18 protein-coding genes and 1 tRNA gene are annotated in these 25,830 nt (G+C 60.3%); 11 read left to right on the top strand and 8 right to left on the bottom strand.

Features of this window, described 5'->3' with window-relative positions; genetic code table 11:
- Positions 1 to 205 precede the first annotated feature (205 nt).
- From QMZ05_RS11430 to QMZ05_RS11410, 5 genes are all read left to right on the top strand, one after another.
- The gene (locus QMZ05_RS11430) at positions 206 to 1,210 is read left to right on the top strand and encodes a TRAP transporter substrate-binding protein (RefSeq protein ID WP_353700844.1); all 1,005 of its coding nucleotides are present in this window, start codon (positions 206 to 208) and stop codon (positions 1,208 to 1,210) included.
- 222 nt (positions 1,211 to 1,432) lie between these two features.
- A complete protein-coding gene (locus tag QMZ05_RS11425; RefSeq protein WP_074125737.1) occupies positions 1,433 to 2,005 on the top strand; it encodes a TRAP transporter small permease in 573 nt (190 codons plus the stop codon).
- Entirely contained in the window at positions 2,005 to 3,288 is a 1,284-nt protein-coding gene (locus tag QMZ05_RS11420; RefSeq protein WP_353700843.1) for a TRAP transporter large permease subunit, read from the top strand. The genes QMZ05_RS11425 and QMZ05_RS11420 overlap by 1 nt, the downstream gene beginning before the upstream one ends.
- A gap of 256 nt (positions 3,289 to 3,544) precedes the next feature.
- Complete coding sequence (locus QMZ05_RS11415) at positions 3,545 to 4,126, top strand: Spy/CpxP family protein refolding chaperone (protein ID WP_353700842.1); 582 nt, start codon at positions 3,545 to 3,547, stop codon at positions 4,124 to 4,126.
- A gap of 165 nt (positions 4,127 to 4,291) precedes the next feature.
- Positions 4,292 to 4,367, top strand: a tRNA-Lys gene (locus QMZ05_RS11410).
- Positions 4,368 to 4,424: 57 nt separating this feature from the next.
- On the opposite strand, the gene QMZ05_RS11405 is transcribed toward QMZ05_RS11410, so the two are convergent.
- Together QMZ05_RS11405 and QMZ05_RS11400 are read right to left on the bottom strand one after the other, a co-directional pair.
- Positions 4,425 to 5,480, bottom strand: a complete 1,056-nt coding sequence (locus QMZ05_RS11405) for a hypothetical protein (RefSeq protein ID WP_353700841.1) — start codon at positions 5,478 to 5,480, stop codon at positions 4,425 to 4,427.
- A gap of 212 nt (positions 5,481 to 5,692) precedes the next feature.
- Positions 5,693 to 6,028 (bottom strand): hypothetical protein, encoded by a 336-nt coding sequence (locus tag QMZ05_RS11400; RefSeq protein ID WP_353700840.1) that lies wholly within the window; start codon positions 6,026 to 6,028, stop codon positions 5,693 to 5,695.
- 873 nt (positions 6,029 to 6,901) lie between these two features.
- Between QMZ05_RS11400 and QMZ05_RS11395 the strand changes: the two genes are divergently transcribed.
- The 4 genes from QMZ05_RS11395 (at position 6,902) to QMZ05_RS11380 (ending at position 14,258) form a co-directional block, all read left to right on the top strand.
- Positions 6,902 to 8,908, top strand: a complete 2,007-nt coding sequence (locus QMZ05_RS11395) for a ParB N-terminal domain-containing protein (protein WP_353700839.1) — start codon at positions 6,902 to 6,904, stop codon at positions 8,906 to 8,908.
- 704 nt (positions 8,909 to 9,612) lie between these two features.
- Complete coding sequence (locus QMZ05_RS11390) at positions 9,613 to 9,924, top strand: DUF736 domain-containing protein (protein ID WP_353700838.1); 312 nt, start codon at positions 9,613 to 9,615, stop codon at positions 9,922 to 9,924.
- A 652-nt stretch (positions 9,925 to 10,576) separates the two neighbouring features.
- Complete coding sequence (locus QMZ05_RS11385) at positions 10,577 to 10,900, top strand: DUF736 family protein (RefSeq protein WP_353700837.1); 324 nt, start codon at positions 10,577 to 10,579, stop codon at positions 10,898 to 10,900.
- Between the two features lie 880 nt (positions 10,901 to 11,780).
- Positions 11,781 to 14,258: a DUF4238 domain-containing protein gene (locus QMZ05_RS11380; protein ID WP_353700836.1), complete on the top strand. Its 2,478-nt coding sequence runs from the start codon at positions 11,781 to 11,783 to the stop codon at positions 14,256 to 14,258.
- 350 nt (positions 14,259 to 14,608) lie between these two features.
- On the opposite strand, the gene QMZ05_RS11375 is transcribed toward QMZ05_RS11380, so the two are convergent.
- Positions 14,609 to 14,845, bottom strand: a complete 237-nt coding sequence (locus QMZ05_RS11375) for a helix-turn-helix transcriptional regulator (RefSeq protein ID WP_011084405.1) — start codon at positions 14,843 to 14,845, stop codon at positions 14,609 to 14,611.
- 96 nt (positions 14,846 to 14,941) lie between these two features.
- Between QMZ05_RS11375 and QMZ05_RS11370 the strand changes: the two genes are divergently transcribed.
- Entirely contained in the window at positions 14,942 to 15,406 is a 465-nt protein-coding gene (locus QMZ05_RS11370) for a hypothetical protein (protein WP_353700835.1), read from the top strand.
- A gap of 253 nt (positions 15,407 to 15,659) precedes the next feature.
- Here QMZ05_RS11370 and QMZ05_RS11365 read toward each other — a convergent pair whose 3' ends face one another.
- Complete coding sequence (locus QMZ05_RS11365; RefSeq protein WP_353700834.1) at positions 15,660 to 17,027, bottom strand: hypothetical protein; 1,368 nt, start codon at positions 17,025 to 17,027, stop codon at positions 15,660 to 15,662.
- Between the two features lie 440 nt (positions 17,028 to 17,467).
- Complete coding sequence (locus QMZ05_RS11360; RefSeq protein WP_353700833.1) at positions 17,468 to 17,719, bottom strand: hypothetical protein; 252 nt, start codon at positions 17,717 to 17,719, stop codon at positions 17,468 to 17,470.
- 89 nt (positions 17,720 to 17,808) lie between these two features.
- On the opposite strand from QMZ05_RS11360, the gene QMZ05_RS11355 reads away from it, so the two are divergent.
- On the top strand, positions 17,809 to 18,597 hold the full coding sequence (locus QMZ05_RS11355) for an integrase (protein WP_353700832.1): 789 nt from the start codon (positions 17,809 to 17,811) through the stop codon (positions 18,595 to 18,597).
- Between the two features lie 19 nt (positions 18,598 to 18,616).
- Here the strand turns inward: QMZ05_RS11355 and QMZ05_RS11350 are convergent, their stop codons facing one another.
- The 3 genes from QMZ05_RS11350 to QMZ05_RS11340 form a co-directional block, all read right to left on the bottom strand.
- Positions 18,617 to 20,350 carry a P-loop NTPase fold protein gene (locus QMZ05_RS11350; protein ID WP_353700831.1) on the bottom strand — a complete coding sequence of 578 codons (1,734 nt, stop codon included), beginning with the start codon at positions 20,348 to 20,350 and terminating at the stop codon, positions 18,617 to 18,619.
- 1,029 nt (positions 20,351 to 21,379) lie between these two features.
- Complete coding sequence (locus tag QMZ05_RS11345; RefSeq protein ID WP_353700830.1) at positions 21,380 to 24,967, bottom strand: DEAD/DEAH box helicase; 3,588 nt, start codon at positions 24,965 to 24,967, stop codon at positions 21,380 to 21,382.
- Positions 24,954 to 25,736 carry a DUF1837 domain-containing protein gene (locus QMZ05_RS11340; protein WP_353700829.1) on the bottom strand — a complete coding sequence of 261 codons (783 nt, stop codon included), beginning with the start codon at positions 25,734 to 25,736 and terminating at the stop codon, positions 24,954 to 24,956. Before QMZ05_RS11340 ends, QMZ05_RS11345 begins: the two co-directional genes overlap by 14 nt.
- Between the last annotated feature and the right edge of the window lie 94 nt (positions 25,737 to 25,830).

Below are 25,830 nucleotides of genomic sequence, written 5' to 3'. Positions count from 1 at the left end.
GCGTGGCCGGGCACAGCGTACGGGCGGTGTCATTGAACGGTCGCAAGAGCCGAAAGGGATACCGTCGCATCGGATTTTGCAGTGCAGCAATGGTGAAATCAGCCCCTGCTAAAGGGGCAATGGCAATCATCGTTGCTTCTCTGTAATGGTGCGACCGGATGTCTCGGGGCCGGTATTCGTGCTCCGCAATTACGCGGGAGGAAACATGCGTAAATTCATTTTGGCTGCGGCGTCGATCGCGGCCTTGACCTTTGTCGGACCGGCCTCGGCGCAGTCGCCGATCGTCCTCAAGTTCAGCCACGTGGTGGCCTCGGATACGCCGAAGGGCAAGGCGGCCGACAAGTTCAAGGAACTCGCCGAGAAGTACACCGGCGGCAAGGTGAAGGTCGAGGTCTATCCGAACTCGACGCTGTACAAGGACAAGGAAGAGCTCGAGGCGCTGCAGCTCGGCGCGGTGCAGATGCTGGCGCCGTCGAACTCGAAGTTCGGCCCGATCGGCATCAAGGAATTCGAAGTCTTCGATCTGCCCTACATCCTCCCCGACCTGAAATCGCTGCGCAAGGTGACCGACGGTCCGCTCGGCGCCCAGCTGCTCAAGAAGCTGGATTCCAAGGGCATGACCGGTCTCGCCTATTGGGACAACGGCTTCAAGCAGATGAGCGCCAACAAGAAGCTGATCGCGCCGTCCGATTACAAGGGGCTCAAGTTCCGCATCCAGTCGTCGAAGGTGCTGGAGGCCCAGTTCCGCGCGCTCGGTTCTATACCGCAGGTGATGGCGTTCTCGGACGTCTACCAGGCGCTGCAGACCGGCGTGGTCGACGGCCAGGAGAACACCTGGTCGAACATCTACACCCAGAAAATGCATGAGGTGCAGAAGTACGCCACCGTCACCAATCACGGCTACATCGGCTATGTCGTGGTCGTGAACAAGAAGTTCTGGGACGGCCTGCCGGCCGATATCCGCGACGAGCTCAATAAGGCGATGAAGGAAGCCACCGAGTTCGGCAACAACCAGTCCGCCAAGGAGAACGACGACGCGCTCGCCGAGATCAAGAAGGCCGGCAAGACCGAGATCATCTCGCTGTCGCCCGAGCAGGACGAGGCGATGCGCAAGGCGATGCTGCCGGTCTACAAGGACGTGGCTTCGCGCGTCGGCCAGCCGCTGATCGACGAATTCCTCAAGGAGACGGGCCGCAGCCCGATGAACTGAGGAGTGCTTCACCTCGCCCCGCCTGCGGGGAGAGGTCGGAATTCAAGCGGAGCTTGAATTCCGGGTGAGGGGGAATCTCCGCGCACGCACTGCTTGTCGTGTGCGCGGAAGCAGCCCCTCACCCAACCCTCTCAGGGCGAGCGTAGCTCGTCCCGACCCCGTAAGAACGGGGAGAGGGAGACGACGCTCTGGCCGTTGGGGCGGCCATGACAGGGGAGATCAATGCTGCTGAAAATTCTGGACCGGCTCGAGGAAATCATCATCGCGAGCCTGATGGGCGCCGCGACCCTGCTGACTTTCATCACGGTCGTACACCGCTTTCTGGTCGACGTTCCCGTGCTCTATCCGTACCTGTTTGGCATCAACCTCGCCTGGTCGCAGGAACTCTGCATCTATATGTTCATCTGGATGGCGAAGTTCGGCGCTGCCTATGGCGTGCGCACCGGCATCCATGTCGGCGTCGACGTGCTGATCAACCGTCTCAACGATTACTGGCGCAAGCGCACCATCACCTTCGGCCTGCTCGGCGGTGCGCTGTTCACTGCGATCGTCGGCACGATGGGCGCCAAGTTCGTGTTCGAACTGATGCACACCGACCAGGTCTCGCCCGACATGGAGATTCCGAGCTGGATCGTCTACGCCTGCATCCCGCTCGGCTCCTATCTGATGTGCTTCCGCTTCCTGCAGGTGTGCTGGACCTACTGGCGGACGGGCGAGCTGCCGCACCATGACGCCTCCCATGTCGACGGCGTCGAGACCAGCAAGACCGCGCCCGTCGCGCTCGGAGAAGCGTGATGAGCGCCGCACTTATCTTCGGACTGCTGTTTGCCCTGATGCTGACGGGCATGCCGATCTCGATTTCGCTCGGCCTGACCGTGCTCACCTTCCTGTTCACGATGACGGAGGTGCCGATCGAGAGCGTCGGCCTGAAACTGTTTTCGGGCCTCGACAATTTCGGCATCATGGCGATCCCGTTCTTCATCCTGGCCGGCACCTTCTTGACCCGCGGCGGCGTCGCGCGGCGCATGATCGCGTTCACGACCTCATTGGTTGGCCATTTGCCCGGCGGCCTCGGCCTTGCCGGCGTCGCGGCCTGCGCGATGTTCGCGGCGATCTCGGGCTCGAGCGTCGCCACCGTGGTCGCGATCGGCTCGATCATGATGCCGGCGATGGTCGATCACGGCTATCCGAAGCGTTTCGGCGCCGGCGTGATCTCGACCTCGGGCGCGCTCGGCATCCTGGTGCCGCCCTCGATCATCCTGGTGCTGTACGGCGTCTCCACCAACACCTCGATCGGCGCGCTGTTCATGGCCGGCATCGTGCCGGGCGTGCTGCTCGCGCTGATGCTGGCTGCGGTGACCTTCTTCGTCGCGCAGCGCAACGGCTATCCGAAGATGCCGCGCGCGACCATCGCCCAGCAGTTCAAGGCGTTCCGCGAAAGCATCTGGGGCCTCTCGCTGATCGCGATCGTGCTCGGCGGCATCTATGGCGGCATCTTCACGCCGACCGAAGCGGCCGCGGTCGCCGCAACCTACGCCTTCTTCATCACCGTGTTCGTCTACAAGGAGCTGAAGCTCTCCGAGGTGCCGAAGGTGCTGCTGCAGGCGGCGAGCATGAGCTCGATGCTGCTCTACATCATCACCAACGCGGTGCTGTTCTCGTTCCTGATGACGCATGAGCAGATCCCGCAGGAGATGGCGGCCTGGATCATCGACAAGAACTTCTCGGTGTGGATGTTCCTGCTCGTCGTCAACGTCATCCTGCTGCTCGCCGGCAATGTGATGGATCCGTCGTCGATCCTCTTGATCATGGCGCCGATCCTGTTTCCGCTGGCGACCAAGCTCGGCGTGCATCCGGTGCATCTCGGCATCCTGATGATCGTCAACACCGAGGTCGGGCTGTGCCATCCGCCGGTCGGACTCAACCTCTACATCGCGAGCAGTATCGCCAAGATGGGCATCTCTGAGATCACCATCTCGGTGCTGCCGTGGCTGTGCGCGATGCTGGTGTTCCTCGGCCTGATCACCTACGTGCCGGAGATCTCGCTGTGGCTGCCGCGACTGCTCGGAATGATCTGACGCATGATCCGGACCTGGAGGGCCGCGTTAGCGCAAAGTGCGTAGCGGTTTTCCCTCGCGACGAACGCGGAGCGTTTGCGCGGAGATCATGTGCAGAAACAAACAAGAAACCCAAGGCGCGATCTCGCGCCTTGGATGTTTCTGGCGAGCAATGAAGCGGATTACATCTTGGTAAGAGACCTCTCTCTGACCAATCGGTAAGTTGAAGGCAGCGGCAGGCGGCATCATCTTCAAGCAACCTTCAAAGGAGGTCTTGATGAAAAAAGTTCTGCTCGCCGGCGTCGCGGCGCTCACGATTGCCGGTTCGACCGTGGTGTATGCCCAGCATCGCCCCTGGTTCCATGGCCATACGCAGATGAGCCCCGAGGATCGCGCCGCCTTCCTCGACGCGCGCATTGCCGCTGTCCACGCCGGGCTGAAGCTGACCGCCGACCAGGAGAAGCTGTGGCCGCCGGTCGAAGCTGCGGTGCGCGACTTCGCCAAGATGCGGCTCGATCGCGCCAATGCGCGGATGGCCGCGGACAAGACCGATGCCGACACGGCGCAGAAGCCGGATGATCCGGTGGCCCGTCTGCGCGAGCGTGCCGACAACATGGCGGCGACCGCAACCTCGCTGAAGAAGATCGCCGATGCCGCCGACCCGCTCTACAAGACGCTCGACGACAACCAGAAGCGGCGACTGACCATGCTCACCCACATGGAAGGCCGCGGCTTCGGTGCCGAGGGCTGGCGCCGCCATCGCCTCGAGCGCGACATGGACCGCTGGGAGCGCGGCGGCCGCGACCATCATTTCGACCGCGATGGCGGTCCGGATCAGGAGCGCTCGGGCCGGCTTTGAGGGCCAGCCGCCGGCATCCTCGCCAAGCCTATGAAAGGCCGCCGGAATCCGGCGGCCTTTCGGCTTCGTAAAAGTCGGGAAAACTTGCGCGAGCTTGCTGGACATCGCGGAATCGCTTTGCTAAACGACGGCCTCTCTTGCGAGGGTCACTTCCGGACAAGTTCCGGGCGCATAGCTCAGTTGGTAGAGCAGCTGACTCTTAATCAGCGGGTCCCAGGTTCGAGCCCTGGTGCGCCCACCAAGCTTTTCAATAGCTTAGGTAAGCCCTCGTAGCGGTCATTCCGACAAGCAGCCATGTCTATTCCGACAAACCGGCTGCTTTTGTTCGCTCCTCACGCCGTTTCAGCGTCCCCGATATCAGCTGTTTGCGGGTCCGTTTTGCGTAGGTCGGCAATTGCCGCGCCGACCGGTGGCGGCCTGCTGCACGCAGTTCCGCGTCCGTTAGGTCGCTGTCGGCCCCTTCCGTGAAGCCGCCATGGCGGAAGGAGGTAAAAGACAATTCGGCCCGAATCCCGGCTGCCACGACGATGTCCTTCACGACGCTGCGCAGGTACCGCAGATCCTTGCGTTCGGTGATCCATGGTAACGGGGTAGTCGATTTGCGGTGCGCGTGATCGCGACGGAAAACCAGCCCCGAAACCATGTCTTTCTTGATGGCGTCGAGCTCGGCCATGAGCTCCGGGAACAGGGCCTCCCCCCGGTCATCGAAAAGCGGCCACCAGGCTTCCTCGCCGTTCTTGGGATGGACGATCTTGACACTGTTGGGCCGTTCTTTCGGCCGGTAGTGCGTGATCTCGAAGGCGCCGAACACATGCTCCTCACGCTGCAACCATTCCCAGGTCACCAACGCTGCCGTTGCAACCGAGAAGTACCCGAGCTTCCTCGCGGCTTCCCTGAACGCAACGAGGTCGTCCCAGGTCGCGGTCGGTGTCTCCCGGACAGGCTTGCCCGGTGAGCGCGCCTTCAGGCCCATTCGAGAGAATGGATTGACCGCCGGCACGTGTTTTTCTTGAGAACGCTGGCCGACGAACCAGGCACGCCTGCAAGCGGCCATCGCGGCATTTGCGAAGCGGCGGCGTTCGCGTTCGACAACATTGCCGTCCGCGTCTTTCTCTTCCACCACGAGCAGCTTGGCATAGACCGTGTCGGCAAAGCCCCTTGTGAATTGGGAGATCTGCTTCGACCCGGCGCGGGTGCCATCCTTCAGCTTGTAGTTGGCGAACAGGGACAGGCCTTGCTCGTAAAGCCGCTGGGTCTTGTGGTCGATTTCCTTCCACTTCTGATGGGATTTGAAGACGCCGACAAGCCAGTCAAAGGACCCCGGGGCGACCCCAATCGGAACGAGGTCAGTCATTCCGCGAGAGCGCCAGCTGTCGAAGGCGGGCAGCAAAACGTACTCTGCACGCTCAACCGCCGTGCTGTAATCCTCGCCAAGTGCTTCCGCCTTGACGTGACACCCTTGCGCACGCGCCCACGTTGGAGGCTCGAAAAAGTAGGCCCATCGGCCAGACTTCAACGGCTTTCGTCTGCAATACCTCGGCAATCTCAGAACGGTCTTGGGAGGCTTCATACCAACGCTGCCAGATCGTGTGTCGGCCGATTCTGCCTGACGGCACGGGCCCCTGCAACATGCTCATCCACGATCGTTCTTGCCCAGATAGCTTCTCGTGACCGGCCAGTACCGCGACTGCTCGTCGGTGACGGCGCATCGCCTCGCGAGACGGCAAGCACCAGTTCACGCACACTCCTGAAATCGAGATATGCCGCGAGCATGTCGACGCGCATCTCGGCTGGCCACGCGCCGTTTTCCGGATAGCGGGGCGACGACACATTGTATCGCGCGTTGACAGCGCGCTTGCTGCCGACGCTGGCTGGCTTGTCTGCAGATGTGTCGATTGCCATGAAGCGCAGCTGACATCATCGAGTCCGCTCGTTCAACGTCAAGCTGGGCAAAGTTGCCGCAGCGCGCGCTGAGATCGGCGGACTTGCGTCATCTCAGGAGGGCTAACGACCGTTTGGTCAAGTCGATCATCTTCGCGTTATCGCGTTGCTTCATCTAACGCAGGCGCGTGCGGCTATCGCCACAATGGGCTCTCGTCAACCGAGCCGTGCGGCGTCTCGGCCATTCGGCTTCGATCCCTCGCGCACGTAAGAGAGCATAGAATATAATGTGTCGCTCGCCGGAGGCACTCGCCCGCGGGCCCCGCCGGCATTGCATGCCGGCGTCGCTATCACTGCCCCGCGCTCGGGTGCCTTGTTAACCGGTCTTGCGACCGCAGTCGCCTCGGTGCCCGCGGTCATTGCATGCCCGCGTCGCTATCACTGCCCTGTCGTCGGCTGCTCCCTGATTTGCTCACGCCTGGCTTGATTGCACTTCCTCTTTGTTGCGCAAGCACTCTCACGCTTGAGAGCATCACCACCGCAATCATCCCGATCACCGCACCTCTGGTGCGATGGCGGACGCTTCGCGTCTCTGTGATCGAAAGACAGTGGCGAAGGGGCGCTGCCCCTCGCGCGCACCAGGGTAAAGCGCCGGCTTGCGCCGGCGCCGCCCCGGGCGGTCTCCCCGGTCTTCCGCGCTGTTCTCGATCTGCCGACTTTGAACTTCGTGGCACACGCTTGTGCAGACCCGCTTCTCACGAAGCGGCCCTCGCGGGCGGGAGATACCCCACCGCCCAGGTCGCCCTGGCCCTTGCTACCCCCAGTCTCGCCGACGGGCAGGGGCGCAGGCGCGCGGTGCGCCTTGCACCCATGGAAGCAAGAGGAAGAGTGATCATGTCGGACAAATCATTTGGAATACCGAGCGGAACCGAGGTTCGCGTTCCACTCAGCAAGCTCAAGAAGTCGCCCAGGAATGCCCGCAAGACGCCGCACAGCGAGGCGGCGATCGAGGCGTTGGCGGCGAGCATCGCCGCCAAGGGCATCCTGCAGAATCTGGTGATTGAACCGGAGGTGGATGGCGAGGGGGCGGCCACGGGGTTCTTCTGCGTGACGATTGGCGAGGGCAGGCGGCTGGCCCAGCTGCTGCGGGTGAAGCGTAAGGAAATCAAAAAGTCCGAGCCGATCCGCTGCGTCGTCGATACCGCGAATGATCCGCACGAGATCAGCCTGGACGAGAATGTCACCCGCGAAAACATGCACCCGGCCGACCAGTTCGAGGCGTTCCGGAAGCAGGCGGACGAGCGTGGTTTTGGCGCCGAGGAGATCGCGGCGCGGTTCGGCGTGACGGCGCAAGTGGTGCGGCAGCGCCTGCGGTTGGGCGCGGTATCCCCACGCTTGATCCAGCTGTATCGCGATGGCGATCTGACGCTGGAGCAGGTAATGGCCTTTGCCATCACCGACGATCAGGCCCGGCAGGAGGCGGTCCATGAGCGTTTCGCCTGCGACTGCGATCCCAGCACGATCCGTCGTCTCCTCACCGAAACCCATGTTGCCGCAAGCGATCGCCGTGCGCGTCTTGTCGGCCTCGAGGCCTATACGGAGGCGGGCGGCACGATCCTGCGTGATCTCTTTACCGAGGATCGCGGTGGCTATCTGGAAGACGTCTCATTGCTTGATCTCTTGGTGACGGCGCGGCTTGGCCGCGAGGCTGATACTTTAAGGGCGGCCGAGGGATGGAAGTGGGCGGAGCCCCATCTCGACTTCCCGCATGCCCATGGCATGCGCCGCGTCTACCCGCATCCGGTCGAGCTTTCGGCGGAGGATCAGGCCGCCCTTGAGGCGGTCCAGAGCGAGTTCGACCGGCTGACCGAGCAGCATCAATCAGCCGAGGAACTGGCTGACGAGGTGGATGCGCGGTTCGGTGAACTGGAGGCCGAAATCGACCGGCTGGAAGCAAAACGGCAGGCCTACGATCCCAACGAGATCGCGCGCAGCGGCGCCTTCGTGGTCCTCAATCATGACGGTAGTGTCCGGGTCGAACGCGGATTTATCCGCCCCGAAGACGAGCAACCCCACGGCGAAACCGGACAGGCGGGCGATGCGCAGGCACGGGACGGAGAGGATGGCGAAGACGATCAAGGCCCGCGCGATGGTGAAGACGAGGACGGCGCCGGTGACGAGGAGGACGATGAGCAGCCGCTCTCCGACATGCTCGTTCGTGACCTCACTGCGCATCGCACCTTGGGGCTGCGGCTCAATCTGAGTGAGCAGCCGGATATCGCCATTGTGGCGGTTACGCAGGCGCTCACCGCCCAAATCTTCTATCTCGGGGCCAATGCGCATGTGGTCGGCATCCAGCCGGTGAAGATCGATTTGGCCGTGCACGCGGTTGGAATCGAGGATACGGCGGCCGGCAGGGCGTGGTCGGATCGTCATACCAATTGGGCAAGACAGATGCCCAAGGACGTCGCCCGGCTATGGGACTTCGTGGCCGAACTCGATCACGATAGCCGCATGGCTTTGTTCGCACATTGCGCGGCCTTGACCGTCAATGCGGTCAAGCTGCCGTTCGACCGCAGGCCTCGCGCGCTGGCGGCAGCCGGGCATTTGGCCGGGGCCGTGGCCCTCGACATGACCGGATACTGGCGGCCGACGGTCGGCAGTTATCTCGGCCGCGTCACCAAGGCGGTCATCCTTGAGGCCGTCCGCGAGGGCGTCAGCGAGGAGGCCGCCGAACGCTTATCGGGCTTGAAAAAGGCCGAGATGGCGGCTGCCGCCGAGCAGCTGCTGGCGGCAACCGGCTGGCTGCCGTCGTTGCTCCGAACGGCCAGGACGGGGGATCAGACTGATGCGCCAGACATGGCGCAAGGCGATGATCTCCGTTCGCAAGCTGCTGAGTAAATGGTGTGCCGGGGCCGCAACGACGGCCCCGGCACACTCTAAATTTGCGGCCGCGCACCTGACGGCGCGCGGCTGGTTTAGAGGAAGTGAAGCGGCGCAGGCCGTCGCCAGCGCCTCCTTGAAGCCGCGCCGGGCCGTCCAATCCACGTCGCCCGCGAGTACCCAGGGTAGCCGTAGAGCGCCTCCCTTTTTCAGGGACGGGGTCATCAGGCTTGCGGCTCTGAACATGTCCGGATCTCGCGCATCGAGAGCGCGGGCGGGTTGATAATTCTGGCGGCGCTGTCGTTTCCCTTGACCGAAAATGCAGCCGGTTCACCGCGATTTGCCTTTGGCATCGTGCTTGTAATTGCTGTGCAGACGCTGACTTTCTTTCGATCAATCCGCCGTTCTCCGATGCTGCGAGGGCGCTGGCAGCCATGGCAATCCACGTCAGTTGGGCACGGGCTCGCGTCCAACACACCCTCGAATGGGCTGATCAGGCCCGAGGGACGGCAAGAGCCTCGATCGCCTTCCCGCAACAGCTCACGCCTGCTTTTTTCCCCTGCCGCCAAGCGCGGCATTCCTCGCGCGAAGTCAAAAAAGCAGGCTTTCGCCGTCCTCCGCTGGCGCTTCGGGTCTTACGGCTGCGGGCCGATCGCTCCCCGGGCCAAGGACAGCCATCGAGGCTGCGATGGTCGCGGCCCGAGCAACAGAGGAAGATTACCATGGCCAACATCGGCACCTTCACCACGTCCGACAACGGCTACACCGGCTCGATCAAGACGCTGACGCTGAACATCAAGGCCAAGTTCACGGCCTCCGAAAAGGACAACGACAAGGCTCCCGACTACCGCATCTTCGCAGGCTCAACCGAGTTCGGCGCCGCCTGGAAGAAGACCGTCCGCGACAGCGACCGCGAATATCTCTCGGTCAAGCTCGACGATCCGAGCTTCCCTGCTCCGATCTACGCCTCGCTGGTCAAGGTCGAAGGCGAGGAAGGTTTCAGCCTGATCTGGTCGCGCCGCAACGGCGACTGATCCAATCGGATCATCGGCCTCGCCTCTTCGGAGGCGGGGCCTTTTTGTGTTGCTTGCGCCACTTTGAAGCGAGGCGGAGCAGCATTTTCTGCATCAGAAAGCAGGCTCACTGCCGCTGATTTGCGAGGTATTCCAGGCCAGATTCGAGGAGCCGAGACGCGAATGAGGCGAGCTCCAAGATGCGATTTCGTGGCCGGTCTGTGAGCCGAAGCGTCATCTACGCAGCCGACTGTTTCGGCTTGAGAGCCGGCTCCGGGTTCACGCCTTGGATGTGCAACCGAGCGGCTTGCCCGACCAAATGACCTCGTCCGGATCACGAGAAAATCGACAGGCACGCAAACATCGAACCCTTGCCCGTGCGCCGTTTTGGCGATGATGACGCCCTGCGGCCAGGCCTGTCGCCTTCGTCCGAAGGACACGATTCCCTGCTGTGGCGCTACGACCTATGGCAGCCGTTCCCTCACCCGAAACCCTCGCACGCTTGCTTTTTTCCCCGCCGGCAGGCCGGCTCCTCGCGGCCGCTTCGCTGCAAAAAAGGCGCGCTCTCGGGTGCGCCGCTGCGCTTCGCCCCAGGGGTTCGGATGCGGGCCAGCCGCCATGACGGTCTCGCCATCGCAGGGCATCGGCCCTGCGGCAACGAAGGAGACAGACCATGACTGCGATCGGATTCGTCACCCGCACGACCAACGGCGGCTTCAGGGGCCAGCTCAAGGTGCTGTCGATTTGCGCCGACATCGACATCGTGCCCAACCGCGACAAGTCCGGCGATACTTCGCCAGAATTCCGCATCTTCACCCAGGGGCTTGAGGTCGGAGCCGGCCGGATTCTGCGCGGCGGCAGCCGCGGTGCGGACTACATCAGCCTGTCACTCTCGGCACCCGACCTCGGGGTCCGCAAGCTCGGCGCCAACCTTGGTCGAACAGCCGGTCTCTACGGCGACGGCGGCTTCTTCCTGATCTGGAATCCTGTCGACTAGGCTCAAGATCTTCGGCTTCCGCGCATGCGCGGAAGCCTTCTTCTTGTCTCCCGGGCACTAGTCTTGCGCTCGCCCCAGCCGAAGAAATTCACTCGGCCGACGTGAGAATCTTCGTCGGTTCGCGGAGCTTCGAAGGCTCCAATTTGCGATCTCCGTGCTCGGAATCTTTGTGTTTCCGGCCAGGTATCGTCGCTTCAGGACGCTCGTGATGCAACGGGATTTCACGCTCGGCGACGCTGAGTGGCGTCGATGCAAGGACCTTGTCACAGCAGGAAAGGGAAGTTTGAGCGAGCGGATATGAGTAGAGGGTGTACCGCAAGATAAAAGCACTGTCGCCGGAGTGCGACTAAGTGATTGCCTGCACATCCAGGAGTTAGCGCCGTTGACAAGCCCCGTGTCGCTATAACGTCCCCAAGCGTTTCAACTTTCTTCCGAAATTGGGCTGCATTTTCCTTTGAAGATTTTAGGCAGTGGCATCCGTTTGTCTCGGAGACACGGGACGATACCCATCGGGGGAAAGGGGGCGCTGGAGCTGCGGATGTCGGTGACAGTCGCCGCTACTGCTGTCCCCTCGCATTGGTAGGCTTCGAACCACCCGGAAGGGGAGAGGTGAAGGATGTTCGGGCCGTCCAAAAGAGGCCAGCTTTAAGAGAGAGAGGCATGTCCAGTTGAGCGCCAACATCTGGTATCAGGCGCGGACGAAGGGACGCCCGCCAAAGGCCAGTAGCAGAAACAGCGGAGCCTGGGAGCAAGTCGAGCTTAGCTGTTTGACCTGCTCGCGCGCTAGTAACCACTTGGTTGAGAGGATGCGACCGTCGACAATAGTGATGGAAGTCGGGTAATCGCATTGGGGTGTCGCAATGTCGGGCGAATCGCTGGGATGCCGGTCACGAGAAACAACCACTACGTCCCCCAATGGTACCAAGAGGGGTTCTTCGAACCTGGGCGCTCGTCGCTTGCCTACGTCGACATGACACCTGACCGGCAGATCCTGGCGGACGGCCGCGTGATTACCCAGAGGGGCGTGTGGAACGATACGCCAACCTCATTGGCATTTCGTCAGAAAGACTTGTATTCAACGTTCTTTGGAACGTCCGTCAACGATGAAATCGAGCGCCGCCTATTTGGCGATGTTGACACCAGGGGTTCAAAGGCCGTCCGCGCCTTCATCGGCTCGGACATGCACGAATGGCACAATCATTTCCAGGACTTCTTCGAGTTTCTCGATACTCAGAAAATCCGGACTCCGAAGGGCTTAGACTGGCTCAAAGCTCAATATCCGGCCCTGACGCAGAACGAGCTGATGTTCGAGATGCAGGGCATCCGCATGCTGCACTGCGCGATCTGGGTCGGCGGCGTGCGCGAGATTGTCTCTGCCGAGGACTCCGACGTGAAGTTTATTACGAGCGACCATCCCGTGACGATCTACAACCATGCGGTCCCTCCCACCGATGGCGCGTGTGCGTACCCGCTTGATCCCGGAATAGCACTGCGGGGTTCGCAGACGCTTTACCCGATGGACCGCAACCACTGCCTGATTCTCACGAACCTGGAGTACGCGAAGGACCCGAGCACCAATCCCCTAAAGAAGAGGACCTTTGCGCGCAACTATCGACAGTACATGACCAAGATCGATTCGTTCATCCGCGAGCGTAAGCTCACCGCGCAGGAAGTCGCGCAAATAAACTTTATCGTCAAGAAGCGCGCGCGCCGGTATGTCGGTGGCGGGCGCAAGGAATGGCTCTATCCGGAAAGGACCGTAACGCAGTCGTGGAGTGAGCTCAGAAAAACGATTATGCCGCCGGAGTTCGGCCTTTTCGAGTTCGGCGGCGAGATATTCGTTAAGTACGAGAGCGGCGATGTGCACTACCAGGACGAGTTCGGTAGGACCGAGAAGCCGCGCGAGTTCTTGATCAAGAGGCCACCGGAAAAGCCGTTGCGGCCGGTCGACTACTGCGGATGCGGGCGCGGGAGATCGTTCAAAGATTGCTGCCAGTCCAAGCCGGAGGCGCTGCGCCCAGCCTGGAACGAGAGGAGTATCCGCGAGCGTAATCTAATGCTTCAAAACGCCATCGTGAACGTGCTGGAGCTTGAGTCCGGGAAGGACTGGGTGCAGATTCGCCGCGAGCTGACCGACGAGAAGATCCGTGAGATATATAATCTCTACGAAGGGTTGTGGCCGCTCGAGACCGACCTACTCGCGCTGTTGCCCAAGCCCGACGGCGAGGCTCGCGCTATCTACACTGGATCCATCCACCCGTCGTCCATCACGAACTTTGCCTTGGCAGCGCCTCTGTACTTCGGCGAGCTGATCGTAGCGCACCCGTTCGTTCACCCTGGAATAATGAAAAAGGAGATGAGCCCGACCGGCAATCCGAAGTCCTATCGGCAAGAGTTCCTGAAGACGATCTTGTTCTTCCTGAACGTCATGCCGCTCGTCGACCTAGGCTTAATCAACCTCATACCGGATCCCTGCGACTTCGATTTTCATCTTCGCAAGCAGATGATGAGCATGGCACGGGCTCGAGCTTCGCGGTTCCACCCGAAGGATGACCCGCGCTTGCTAAAGACGATGGAAGAGGACCATCGACGCGGCATCATGCTTATGCCGCCGGACGCGATGCGCCGGCAACTCCGTGAGCTCAAGCCGGGCCTTAGTGAGGAGAATGTTGAAGCGGTGATGCGCGCTAGCGTGCGGATGCGGGAGGATGATCCGCTGGCCGTCCTCCAGGAAGGCTCGTTGGAAGGCGGCAAAGGCGGCGGGCAGATGAATATGTTCAAGTTCGTACCGAATTTCGAGATGACGATGTACTTGGCCCAGGCAACCGGTGCCTGCATCGTCACCGATAGCACATTCCGCTGGAGCGAAGTCCAGGGCGCCGTCCGGCGTCGGTACAAGGCCGCGACTCCCGGTCTAGCCCCGCTCGTGACCGACATTGAGTGCTCGAAATTCGCGTTCCCGCAGAACACGACGGATGTTGTGGCCGCGGCCTTGAGCAACATAGGCACGGGCTACTCTGATTTACTCCGCGACCTCTTCAAGTACCTTTCCAATCTTGAGGAGCGCGGGGCGAGACCCAATCGCGAGGCGCAGTTGGTCAGCCGGTTCGCGAAAGCGCATGCCTTGGCGCAGACGGAATTCAAGAAGTCGGGCGTGCCCGTGAAGGAGGGGTGCATCTCGTGCGTCCTCCCTCCGGGAGGAATCCAGGACAACACAGTCAATCGCCTTCTTCTGATGTCAAGCTCTGAGAAGCATACATCGAGCGTCCCTATGGCCTTCTTTATCAAGTCTGCCGATGACTTCTTGCAGGGGGCCCAAGGGCCGCTGTCAGCGTCAGGCGTTGGCCTCAGCAAATGAAAGCCTCGCTGCGTCAACAATCGCTGCTCGGCCGTCTTTCGCCGGTTATGGCGATGCTATAAAAATTTGCCTCCAGCTCTTCGGGAACTATTGGCTATCGAGTAGAGGAAGTCTGCTGTTGGTCAAAAGGCCACATGGGCGCCACCAGATGTCAGTCCGTTCAAAGTCGGTGGTAGAAGTCTTTGGGATAGTGGCACAGTCCTGACCTTTGTCGGGCGAGTTTGAGCCGCCCAAATGTGGCGGCCGGTACCCGGCCCGCGTCAAGCATATGGACTCGCCCGTCTATTAAGCGCACCCAAACCTAGCCCGACGGAGCGGGGCATCCGTCGACAAACGGCCTGAGGCCGCGCCTAGCGCTTATTGAGTTTCCGCACAACCTCGGCCGGGTCAAACCCAATGGCTCGCCCTAACTCGATGAGTTCGACAACGTCTATTCGACGCTGCCCGGACTCCAGGTGGGTTACCCAAGACTGGTAAACCCCGAGCTTATTCGCGAGATCAACCTGACGCAGACCCGCACCCTTTCTTAGCTCCACCAACATTGCGGCGAGCTTCTTTTGAATGGGCGAGGTAACCGTTTTGGGCATCTAGCCTCCCGAGGGGGGCCAGACACATAGAACTACTTTTCAGATACCGATAAATTAGGTATTTTGGCTGGGGCTATTGAGTTGACGGAGTTCACAGTGTTGGCTGCTTCTGCCCGACAAGCAATTGAACCCTTTGTCGAGCGTGTTTGTCTGCTAGAGACGAGCACGTCAGGTAGCTCTTATCGGTTTGGATACAGGATTGTTGGGACCGACATTGTCGTCGCAGCAATTGAAATTCCAGCCAAACTACTAGAAGAAGCAATTTCATCTAGCTTGACGCTGTGGTGCAGACTTACCCCGGACGGTGACGTCATTCCTGAGGCTTCGTTTGAACAGGATAACGTTTCTTCGACGGGAATGCGGGCCTCCCGATTGTCGCTTGATCAGCTGATTCGCGTGACGTTAGCTCCCCAAAACCTTCGAATGGAGGAAGCAACGATCGAGAATTTGACGTCGATGCTTCTAATACTGGAAAGGTCAGCCAGCATTGCAAGAGATGCGTTGGCTCGTTGTACGCAGAGAGCGAACGAGCATAATATTCAAGAACGAGCTTCAAAGTGAGGCTTGGCACAAACTAGTCTGATGACGTGTTGCATGTCGAGCGGACTGTTCTGTTCAGCGAATGTGTGGATACGCAACGATGACGCGATAAACCATGCAGGCCAATTGGGTCGTGTCTCCTCACGACCCGGTTGTTTCGATGATGGTGTTGTGGTCTGACGCCTTCTTCGCTCCGGTTCCGAACGATCGGCCCGCGCCAGTCCTGTGGCGGGCCGGTTTCGTTTCAAGTGCTGATCATATCCCCGACGACGTTTCAGGCGGGAGTATCGTCGGGTGCGCTACGCTTTTGTGCAAATGAAACCAGGCCGTCGAACCCTTCGGCCATTTGCCTATTCGTCAATTCGCGGTCGAAGAGCCCGTGCGCTTCAAACAGACCTAATCCCCAACAGATCACCTGTTCGATCCGGTGCAGGCAGACCGGTGCGAAGGCGCCTACTTCCGGATCGAAGGGCGATAGAGAGCCATGGGCGAGGCGCGAGCGCATCACGTAAGCTTCCGCAAGCTCGCTTTCCAGTTCTTCAAACGACTTGGTGTCAGCTGGGGCATACCGGATCGCCGCACCGCGCTGGCTCACCGTCTTTTTGATGTCTTCATGTTCCGAGGTTAGCACCAGCCGTTCGAGCGCCGTTACCGCTTTGATGATTTGTGCGGCAGGGGACTCCTCGCGAACCGCATCACCGAACCATGCAGCAGAGTCCAACAAGCGTGATCCCAGTGTCCGCTTGATCGCCGGATTGACAACCGTTTCCAGTGCTTTGTTGGCGGCGCGAAGTAGCACCGCCATATCATCGCCTTCGAGAAACTTTACCCAATCGTCCCCGAAGCCCACCGCCGAAGTGGAGGCGCTGGAGCACGAGATATAGAGGCCGTTTTTCGGATCGAGTGACATATGCGACCGGCGGTCCGTTTCGAGGCGCGGTCCACCGATATCCATTGGGCGCGTGTGATACGACCCGAACAGAATATGCACCAGGTTGACCGCCCCGGTCACCGCCATCCGGCCACGTTCGAGCGAAGTCCCGCCGTCGCAATTCAGTATGTTGACCTCGCCGACCCATGTGAAGCCGTCATAATAATGCCGCGCGCTGGCAAGCAATCGCTCATTCGGCTCCTTTTCCGAATCCTTACCGCTGCGCCGTGCGAGGCTTTTGTAATGGGGAGCCATCAATTCGTTGAAGCGTTCGAGCGTGTAGAACGTAACAGGGCCGATAGCGAAGCTGGGAGGCTCCTTGCTGCGCATTAGTCGACAGGGGAAATAATGTGTCCGGTTCATCCGGGCTTTTTTGGCTTCTTTAACTGCCGAAGAGAGAGCCCGTTCGGCCTGCTGTTCATCGAGCGGTCGACGCTCGGCCACAAAGCGCTGGACGAGGATCTTGCCGAGCGCCTTGTGCACCGGCGCGATTTCGATGGTGCCCATGGCATCGCTGCATTTTATCGCCTGTTCGGCCAGCCGCCAAACCCGCAGGTCGGCTGCGCGCCCGCACATCAGCGATCCCTTACCCTCCGGGTGAGGTAGGTCGCCCCACATGTCCTGTTTCGGAAGGTCCTGCAAACTGGCCGCGGCCGAGATCGCCTTTTGAATCCGCTCGCATTCGGCGAACACAAACTCGATATCGGTCACCCATCCGGCATTTCGATTCGTTGCCATGAGACAATTAGATACGAAAAACACGCTCTTAGGGCAATTTCGCAAAGCGACCGTCCGTCTCGCCACTGCTTGATCCGCCCTCGGTAGAACCGGCTCTCGCGGGAGCCGGTGCGTCCCTAGTAGCGACGCATCTGCCAAGCGACGGCTTGCGCAAACTGGCTCGTCTCGAAAGGGTCGGGCGTATCATCGCCGGTGCCGAGGACCACATTCCATCATCGCGCTGGACGACATCGCACGCGATCGGTTGCACGGGTGGATTGAGCGACGTCGGGTCGACAACATTGCGATCGTTGATACGCATGACGATCACGTCGCCTGCGGCCGCGCGAGCCAATCCGGCTTGCGATCGCCCGCGGCCAGGCGCGGCTTTGGCCTGAAGGGCCGGCGGGAGGTCCCGCAACCACTGCTCAGGATCAGGGCGCAGGATACGAACGTGGCGGCCGCATTTTTTCGTTGGTGGCTCGCCCGCCTGCATGGCGCGATACAGGTAAGTTCGACCGACGTCGCGCCGCACGGGCTTCGCGGATCGAAAGGGTGAGGTTCTGTTGCTGTGGCGATTCGTCCATGTGACGCATTGCCCCGCCCCGGCCGAAACCGGGATTGGTCGCGATGGCCGCGCACTTCTGGACGACGTCCGGATAACCGGAAACGGTGGCGGACAGCAAGAGCAATCTCGCGGACGGTGGCGGATGGCAGGAGGCCGTTCCTGCTATTTCAGCGTGGACGGCTTCAATGGTTTCGTTATGGTCGGGCGATGTCAGATGAGCAAAACGATCTACGTGCCGAACTTTACGGTAAATACCTAGCAGCCTTGCCGCAGGTGCCCGTTGAGGGAAGGATGATGCCCTACGAGTGGGGGCGGCTGCCGAAGTCGCTGCCCTTCCCGTGGGTGATTTACGGCCAGATGTTCACGGAATACGCGATTGAGATCGCGAATGCGGTGAACAACTTAACCAACCACCTCGCTCGAATTCGAGCGTGGGATTTGGTATTGCCGTCGCTGAGTGATGATGATCGGATGGAAGCGTTGCTTGAATTCATCCAGCCAATCGCCACCGATGCGCTCTCCTTGCCTTACGCCATTCGATCCCGGTTTATTTTTGCCATTGCGCATCTTTCCCACCAGGCCAATCAGGCGGTGCCCAATTTCCGCTGGAGTGACGACTTGCCGGAGGATGAGAAGATCGGCTTCAAGGAGGCAAAGAAGTACGGGCAGCATTGGTTGGCTTACCCTCGCTGCAAGGACGCTTTCGAGAAGATATTCAAGGGTGACTTCGAGGCCGAGACGCTCGATTTTCGTCACAGCCACAACCATCGCTTCGCGCCCCACGTCATGATGGGGCTTTCCCAGTTCATCACCCGGAAGAAGGATGCTGAGGGCAACTGGCACTATGTCATGGGCTTCACGAAGCCCCTTGAGCTAAAGCGCATCGCGGACGCCATCGTTCCGCAGTGCCACCATTGTTATGATGCTTTCGAAGCGTTTCAGGCGCTGGTAGCAGAGCATGAGACAGCCATCATGAAGACACTGCCCAGCTCGTGATTCAGGGCAGCGTCTGTGCTCACGCCGTAGCGCTCAAGTCTATCCCGGCGCCCGCTGGGTTGGCTTGAGGAGTCAACTCCGCTCCGAGGTTGACTTCGTCGAAGAGACGTTTGACAAGAGATCCGAGCCGTCCGGAGTGGGGGTCATCCACGATGTTCCGGCACGCTTCCACAAAATGATCCGGGGCCGATCCAAAGTGAGCGATGTATGATTCTCGCTGAAGTCGTATCTCCAGCATGCGTCGCACGAAAACCGGGAAATCATCGACCGCCAAGCCTTTGATCGTTGCCTCGAAATCCTCAACGGTCGCGTTCTTCATTACAACCTCTTGCAGGGTGCCCCATCCACTGTGCTTGATGATGTGTATGCAGGCATCGAACACCGTAGTTTTAGCTTGGGTGCGAGCTTTGATCGCCGAGATCGCGTTTATGATGTCTGGGTGGACTGGTCTGCGGTACGGGGCGTCATGGTCGATTTCTGGCTGTCCCGCGAGGAAAGCACCTATCCAGGTTTGCACGATTTTCCGCCCGACCGCACTACCGCCGGCCAGTTGGGTGAGACTCTTGTCCAAATCGGTGACCGTGTAGGCGTGGAGCAGGTGTGCAACGGATACTAGCTTTTCAGCCTGTGCGACCAGCTCAGCTTCCTCCGCGCGATGGTCCCAGTAAAGACGATCTAGCAACTCATCAGCTTTGTGGTGAGCTTCCATCTTGTCGGTTTCAGCGACGTAGCGATCGACAATCGCGGTCACCTTGCTCGCGTCGAATTGGCCTGATTCCAGATATTGCACTACGAGCGTTTCGAACTCGTCGCAGCGGTTGATACTCAACTCCCGGAGCAGGAGCCGCCACGTTGCCCGACGCTTGTCCTCGGCATCAGGCTTCTTGTCCTTGTTTGGTATGAGGTCAGCAATATCACTCGCGGTACCAATGGCTAAGACAAACTGAAAGTCGGGGCCGTCATCGATGCCCTTGTAGTTGATCGCGGTGAGCAAAACGATCGACGGCACAACGCGCGCGAGTATTGCATCCGCGAGATTGCGCTCACCTAGTATCCGGTTCACGGAACGGATCACCCTTTGAACGACGCGAATGTTGGTCAACCCGCAGGTGCCGGCAGCCTTCTTTATCTGGGCAGAGTAACGGGAAGATGTGAGCCCAATTGCAATATCGAAAGCCTCTTCAGGAGTTGTAAGCAGACGGATCTCCTGATCAATCACTTTTTCCCGTAGGGTGTCCCAGACTGGTCTTTGCGCAAGCTGATCACTGTTGAGGATCAGCACAAATCGTGAGTCGTATTGCTGGCTGTACTGGTCGATGAAACCCAGCACCTCGTCGACGCGGAGCTTTTCGTGCTTGCGTTCGATGTCATCAATCACAATCATTTTGTTGCGGAGCATGGCCGGCGCCAGCAAGAGGCTCAAATCGTTGATGGCCCCGAATCCCTTGTGAAAGGCTTCCAGAACCTTCATGCCAGAGCTCACTGCCTGTTTGGCACCCTCCCATAAACCGGGATTGGACTCGGCAGCAGGGACCAGCGACTCAAGAAGCTTTCTCTTCAGTTGGTCGATGTCGGACAGGCCAAACAGAGACACATAGAGGGCGCCCTTTGTAGTGTCGTCGGTCGAGGCTGTTTGGACCTCGCGCCACAAATGACTTTTTCCCGTGCCCCATTTTCCAGATAGCGCGATGACTTTGTTTTCTGGATCGGCGAGTAGCTGGATAAGATGATCCTTTGTTTCTTGCAGTGACATCGCTGGTACCTGTCTCTTGCCCTAGGTAGGTGGCCGCATGGCGCTCCGATTCGGTCGGCTCTAATTTGCGTAACCGGCTAATCTTGGGGGACGGTAAACGAGCCGACATCGCCTCGAATTGACCGTCCGCCTTTGGCGCAACCCGTGGGACAGGCGCTAGGGCACGGCTTGGATGAAGAACAAATTCGTAGAAAATTCAATGCGATGATGGAGTGGGCTGGCGGGAGGGGGGCTTCTTGACCGAAATCCCAGATAGATAGCTTTTAGGAATCAGATGGCCGCGGTGGATGCCGTCGTGAAGTAAAATCGCAAGAATCCGGCATAGAGATCCATCGTTCTTGGTGAGTTTTGGCTGCCCTCCGATTCCTTACTGAGGAGGTGGCCACCTCTTTTGGACGATTTGAGGCGCGCAACATATTCGCAGACGATGATTAAGTCCCCCTTTTTGTAACCCGGCCCGGTCGCAACTCATGTACGGCGATCGCTCGCCGGGAAATGTTGACGCTGGCGGAGCAATCCGTCAGCTGTCCGCTTTTTAGCCCGGCGACGGGGACCGATGTCACGAGGCGCGCACGTGACGATTATTTTCCGGAGTGCCTTTGCGACTGTCCGCATCTGCCTTGCCGCGATTGCAGGTCATGAAGCAACCTATGGCGACGAGCTTGGAGCATTTCCACACAGCAAAATCGTGCGCGCGTACTCGGCCATTGGATCGACGACGCGTCGCGGCCGGTCCAAAGACGCTTATACGTGCAAAACGCTCCCTACGAGTACGCTGCTTTCAGCATGTCATTGAAATCGCGGCAAATGCGAACGCTCTCCGAGCGCACCATAAACGGATCGTACGGTTACCCGTCGGGGACATTGCCTCAGCGTGTCGCAGGTTCGTCACCTGCACGTCTTCGTGAGTGACGTGCGGTTCACGGAAGCGAAGTCCCCACACTGGACTGCCAACCGGGTGCGGCAGATCGTTCATCTAGCCGCGTTAACGTCGATGCAAAAAGGCGATGCATATTCTCAGCCTATCGATCAGGCCTCCTTGGAAGTCCAATCATTGTCGACTGAGTTTGCCGGGTGCTGGCCGACGGCACTCGTCCCGCTCGATGAGGCGGCGGCGTGCGGCCATCGGATCGTGGCTCGGCCGACGCGCAGGACTGCAACAAGGTTGGTTTTCCCTGGCAGCCTGCCCGAGGATAAGCTTGGCTTTGGATCAAAGATTGGTTTGGTGAACGTACCGACGCGCTGATAATCCGGCGTTGTCAGCCACGTGTGGCCATCGCCTTCATCGGAGACGATTCGGTACAATCCTTTGGGTGGGGCTGCTTTCTTATCGAGGTCCAGCAGTCGGTGATCGCGCTCGATCGACCACTTTTGGATTCCGCCGCTGAGCGCCTCGGTCCTGAAGCGCTCCCACAGCGACGCGGTTTCTGGTGTTGGCCAATCTCCGGCCGCAGTGAGCGTGGCGATCTCGTTAGATTCTAGCCACACCCGCATGTCTGCCGGTGTGAAGAATGAGGGGTTGCCCTGCCGGACGGCCGCCATGCCAGCGCGCCGCGACGGCAGGCCCGCCCGAATCAACATCGCCATCATAAAATCGGGAACGCCTGTTTCGAGCGCCGCGGCCGCTCCGCCGGCCACAATATCCGGCGACCAGCCGAGCGACACGCGGCGGGTTCGGATAGCCTCTAGCGCCCAGACCAGACGATAGGTAAAGGCTTCTTCGATGACCCGCATATTCTGTGGGCCGATCTTCGACACCTCGTCGCCGGATACCCATTGCCGCAGGATGGTCTTCCAGTTCGCAGGCAGCGCATTCTTCTTGTCGGGGATGAACGGCCGCATGAACAGGAGACGCTCGCCGAGGCCGGATAAGGCCTGTGCGAGTTCCTTGGCGTCGCCGCGCAGTGCGGCGTTATCCGCCTCATCGATCAGTTTGGCCGATTCGACGGCCATGGCGTCGATCGCAAGGCCTGCCTCGAGGCCGACGCCCATCGCGAAATGCCCGCGGCGCGACTGCGGGGTTGTCGCCTTCCAGATCAGATCGGCACGCGCTTGAAGGACCTTCATGTGCAGAGCGCCGACATCGTCACCTTCACGCATGATTTGGCGGGCCCACAGAGACCCCTTCAGCGCCTCATCGAGCAATCTGGGGAGGTCGGCGCGATCTGCATCGAGAGCTTCGATCAGGCCGAACACCGTTGCATCTAGGCGTTCGACAAGCTGGGATAGCGGCTCTTCCTCGACGCGCTCTCCTTCATCGTCACCCTCTTCCTCGTCGCCTCCGTCCCCATCCTCATCGTACTCCGCGCCAGCGGCCAATCGCTCGGCTACCGCCGCCTCTTCGCCAGGCGATTTCCAGGCGTCCCGTGCGTTGGCGAGGTATTCCCAAGCGTCGTCTCGCCCCAAGATCCCCTCCTTGGACAAGCGCGCGAGGATTTCGGCAACGATCTGGATCAGCCCGCTCTTTAGCACCCGAGCCTTGGCGGCTCTGACGAGCGCCTTCCATTCCAGCTTTCGCCAGTCCGGTTTGTCGAAGATGGTGTGGACGATCAGCCCTTCGACGTCGACGAACGCGCGCCCTGCGCGGCCGGCGACGTTGGCGAACTCCTCGCCGGTGATCGGCGTGCCCGAGCGATAGAGAGCGGGAACCAGAAGCACCGCGGCGTTCAGATTGAGGCCTTGGGCAAGCGTGGGGGAGGCGACGATCACCTTCAGCACGCCCTCTGCGAGCAGGATTTCCAGTTCGCGGAGGAACGGGCTCGGCAGCCGTCCGTGGTGGATGGCGACCCCGGCCCTCAGGCCCGCCACAGCCGGATGGTTCTCGCCAAGCCATTCTTTGCCGACCTCAAGTGCTCTGGCGATCAGCGCCTCATCGTCGAGCAGCGGCCCCAGATAGCCGCGTTTACAGAGATCCACGACTTGCTTGCCATATCCCTCGACCCAATTGGCCTGGGTCGAAAAGATTAGGGTGCGCTTGCCTTGGGCAGCAAACTCCCAGGCCGCAAACAAGGTCAGATGTGAGTTCTTTCTGGGATAGGACTTCTTCTCCAGCCCGCGCGGCGGCTTCTCAGTCACGAATTTATCGATGAACGGGCCGCCGTCCGTGAGATCGAGCGTCAGCAATGCGTCCTTTCCGCGCCAGGTGAGCGCGCCGTATCGCTGACGTGTCGGGCGCCAGTCCGATCGAACCGGATCACCCGGTTGGTCGGAGCGAATCCAGGCCGTGAGATCGTCGAGTTCGTGACCGCTCGGCAGAATGGCAGAAAGGCAGACAATTCGACGGTCGGCTGCGTCCGATCGTCGAAGCAGGCGCTGCACAAGCGTCTCATAGCGGATCTCCCGTTCGCTGGGGCCGATCATGTGCCCTTCGTCGAGGACGATGAGGCCGACATCATCGATCAGGGATGGATCGCTTCTGAGTGCGAAGTCGAGCTTTTCGGGTGTCGCGATAACGATCTCGCGAGAACGCAGGGCGTCTTCGTCGCCCGACGAAAGGCCGCTCGCTCCGTACAACGATGACACGCTAAATCCGAGCGGCGCGAAGGTCTTCCTGAATGACCGTTCGGTCTGCGCCGACAGCGCCCGCAGCGGCGTGACGATCAGGACGCGGCGCTGGGAGGCGAGCGTCATGAGCGCTACGATTTCGGCGACGCGCGTTTTTCCTGCGCTGGTGGGGAGCGCAACCACCAGGTCGTCGGTCACGTCGATCGATCGCCGGGCCGCCTCGCGCTGCGACGGCCAAAGCTCCACTTCCGCGCTTTTGCGCGCGTAAAGCGAGCCAATGAAGAGCTGCCGCAAATCAGGGTATATCTTCTCGGTCCCCGTGGGCGGCGCAATTGGAAGGTTCTCGTGTAACGAGTGCTGCCAAAGGTCGTCGATCAGATGGCGGCAGAGATTGGTCATCCACCACAGCGGTACATTCTCGGCGCCGTCGGCCAACCTGACGGCGTTTGCCAGCAAACCACGCGCGGTATCGATGGGGCCTTGTTCGCCCGTCTCCAGCGCGAAATCGAAATAAGCCAGCGCTCTGCAAATGGTCGTGTTCAGGATGGTTGACACGATCTCATCGACATCTGGGTCGTCGCTCCGTAGTGCGGCGGCCAATTGCTCGTCGCTATGCGCAGCATCTTGTAGCCATTGGCGAACGAATCTGCGCAACCGATCGAGGTCGCGCAAGATGAGTTGCCTGATGGCGATTTCGCCAGGCGAGGAGTTCAGATCCTCCGCTGCCTCGTTGAAAAGAGAATAAGCCACCGCGGAAAAGCCCGCCAAATGATAGGCTGCGGCTGCGACGGTCCGCAGAAAGCCGCGGTCAGGTGATTGCGGATCACCGTTGCGAACCAGCGCCTCGAAGGCGTTGGCCGCGCGTTCGAACGCTTTACTCGTCAATTCCGACGATCCGGCCTTGTTGCGGAGCGCCATAGCCGCGCGCAACAGCGCGAATCCGTGCTCGGCGAGGTCAGTCGCGATCGTTAACCCGAGCGGCGGTGCACCGGGCGGCAACACGCCGTCGCTGCGCATCAACGACCAGGCGGCACCGCGATACAGCAGCCGGCCGAGGATGCCGTCCTGGGTCGCCCGCGTTAGGAACGCGGTCAGTTCGTCACTCGTCTCCAAGGTCTTCCGCCTCTGTGTATATTTCCGCGATAAAGTCCTGATGATCGGCAATATGGAGATTCACGACGTACTGGTCGCGGTTCGTTCCGGCCGCGTCGAGATCGTCCTTGAGCGAGGCGTGAGGACCATTGCCGGAGATCGTGAAGAGCATGTGGTCGATCCGATCCGCGCGCAGCGATTTCAAGCCAACTTCATCGCGAATGCTGCGACCGAGTTCGTTGTCATTGGCATCGCTACTCTCCAGGAGGCGGTTTGCGACGAATAGCAGCGAGTCGGGGGTGCAACGGCCGTTGTCGCGGTTGAGCACCTTGCGGGCGTTGGCGACCGTGCTCTTGCCCAGAACCTTGTTGCTCTTGGCCTCGCCCTTGAGCAGCCAGAGCCTGTCATCGTCGTTATCATAGCCGGCACCAATGAAGTCGTCGCCACGCATGGCCATGTTGCGTCCATCCTTGTAGCGGAGGCGGCGCACCGGAACGCGCAGGCCGATGTCCTCTTCGACCAGTTCGGTAGCGAGGATCTCGCCGAGGTCACCCGATCGGGCTCTGGACGTCTGCGGCATTTCGGCGCGCAAGATGTCGGCTGCGGCCTCATAGCCCAGCCGCTGGACGTCATTGGCTATGCGTTCAAGGCGGTCGTAATGCGATCGAATTCGTTCGGCGAGATCATTGCGAATCTCATCGCGGCCGCCGGCTTTTTCGGCAAACGTCCAGTAACGCTTGCGGTCATTCTCTTCTCTGGCGGCTTTGCACCACTTCCTATACAGCCCCACGCAGTTCTCCCGAGACACACACGCCTACGATGCGCACATCCTCTGTCAGGCCAAATTCGACTTTCGACCCATGTTGAGGAACGGACTCGCCGAG

The sequence above is a fragment of the Bradyrhizobium sp. INPA03-11B genome (genome assembly GCF_040446015.1).
Taxonomy (GTDB): Bacteria; Pseudomonadota; Alphaproteobacteria; order Rhizobiales; family Xanthobacteraceae; genus Bradyrhizobium; species Bradyrhizobium macuxiense_A.
This window is presented reverse-complemented; position numbering and strand designations above follow the sequence as displayed.

Excerpts from the sequence above, each read along its gene's own strand:
- QMZ05_RS11400 (WP_353700840.1), bottom strand. The coding sequence starts at position 6,028 with ATGGCAATCGACACATCTGCAGACAAGCCAGCCAGCGTCGGCAGCAAG.
- QMZ05_RS11430 (WP_353700844.1), top strand. The coding sequence starts at position 206 with ATGCGTAAATTCATTTTGGCTGCGGCGTCGATCGCGGCCTTGACCTTT.
- QMZ05_RS11385 (WP_353700837.1), top strand. The coding sequence starts at position 10,577 with ATGACTGCGATCGGATTCGTCACCCGCACGACCAACGGCGGCTTCAGG.
- QMZ05_RS11405 (WP_353700841.1), bottom strand. The coding sequence starts at position 5,480 with ATGACTGACCTCGTTCCGATTGGGGTCGCCCCGGGGTCCTTTGACTGG.
- QMZ05_RS11380 (WP_353700836.1), top strand. The coding sequence starts at position 11,781 with ATGCCGGTCACGAGAAACAACCACTACGTCCCCCAATGGTACCAAGAG.
- QMZ05_RS11395 (WP_353700839.1), top strand. The coding sequence starts at position 6,902 with ATGTCGGACAAATCATTTGGAATACCGAGCGGAACCGAGGTTCGCGTT.
- QMZ05_RS11355 (WP_353700832.1), top strand. The coding sequence starts at position 17,809 with ATGTCAGATGAGCAAAACGATCTACGTGCCGAACTTTACGGTAAATAC.
- QMZ05_RS11420 (WP_353700843.1), top strand. The coding sequence starts at position 2,005 with ATGAGCGCCGCACTTATCTTCGGACTGCTGTTTGCCCTGATGCTGACG.
- QMZ05_RS11350 (WP_353700831.1), bottom strand. The coding sequence starts at position 20,350 with ATGTCACTGCAAGAAACAAAGGATCATCTTATCCAGCTACTCGCCGAT.
- QMZ05_RS11375 (WP_011084405.1), bottom strand. The coding sequence starts at position 14,845 with ATGCCCAAAACGGTTACCTCGCCCATTCAAAAGAAGCTCGCCGCAATG.
- QMZ05_RS11425 (WP_074125737.1), top strand. The coding sequence starts at position 1,433 with ATGCTGCTGAAAATTCTGGACCGGCTCGAGGAAATCATCATCGCGAGC.
- QMZ05_RS11415 (WP_353700842.1), top strand. The coding sequence starts at position 3,545 with ATGAAAAAAGTTCTGCTCGCCGGCGTCGCGGCGCTCACGATTGCCGGT.
- QMZ05_RS11390 (WP_353700838.1), top strand. The coding sequence starts at position 9,613 with ATGGCCAACATCGGCACCTTCACCACGTCCGACAACGGCTACACCGGC.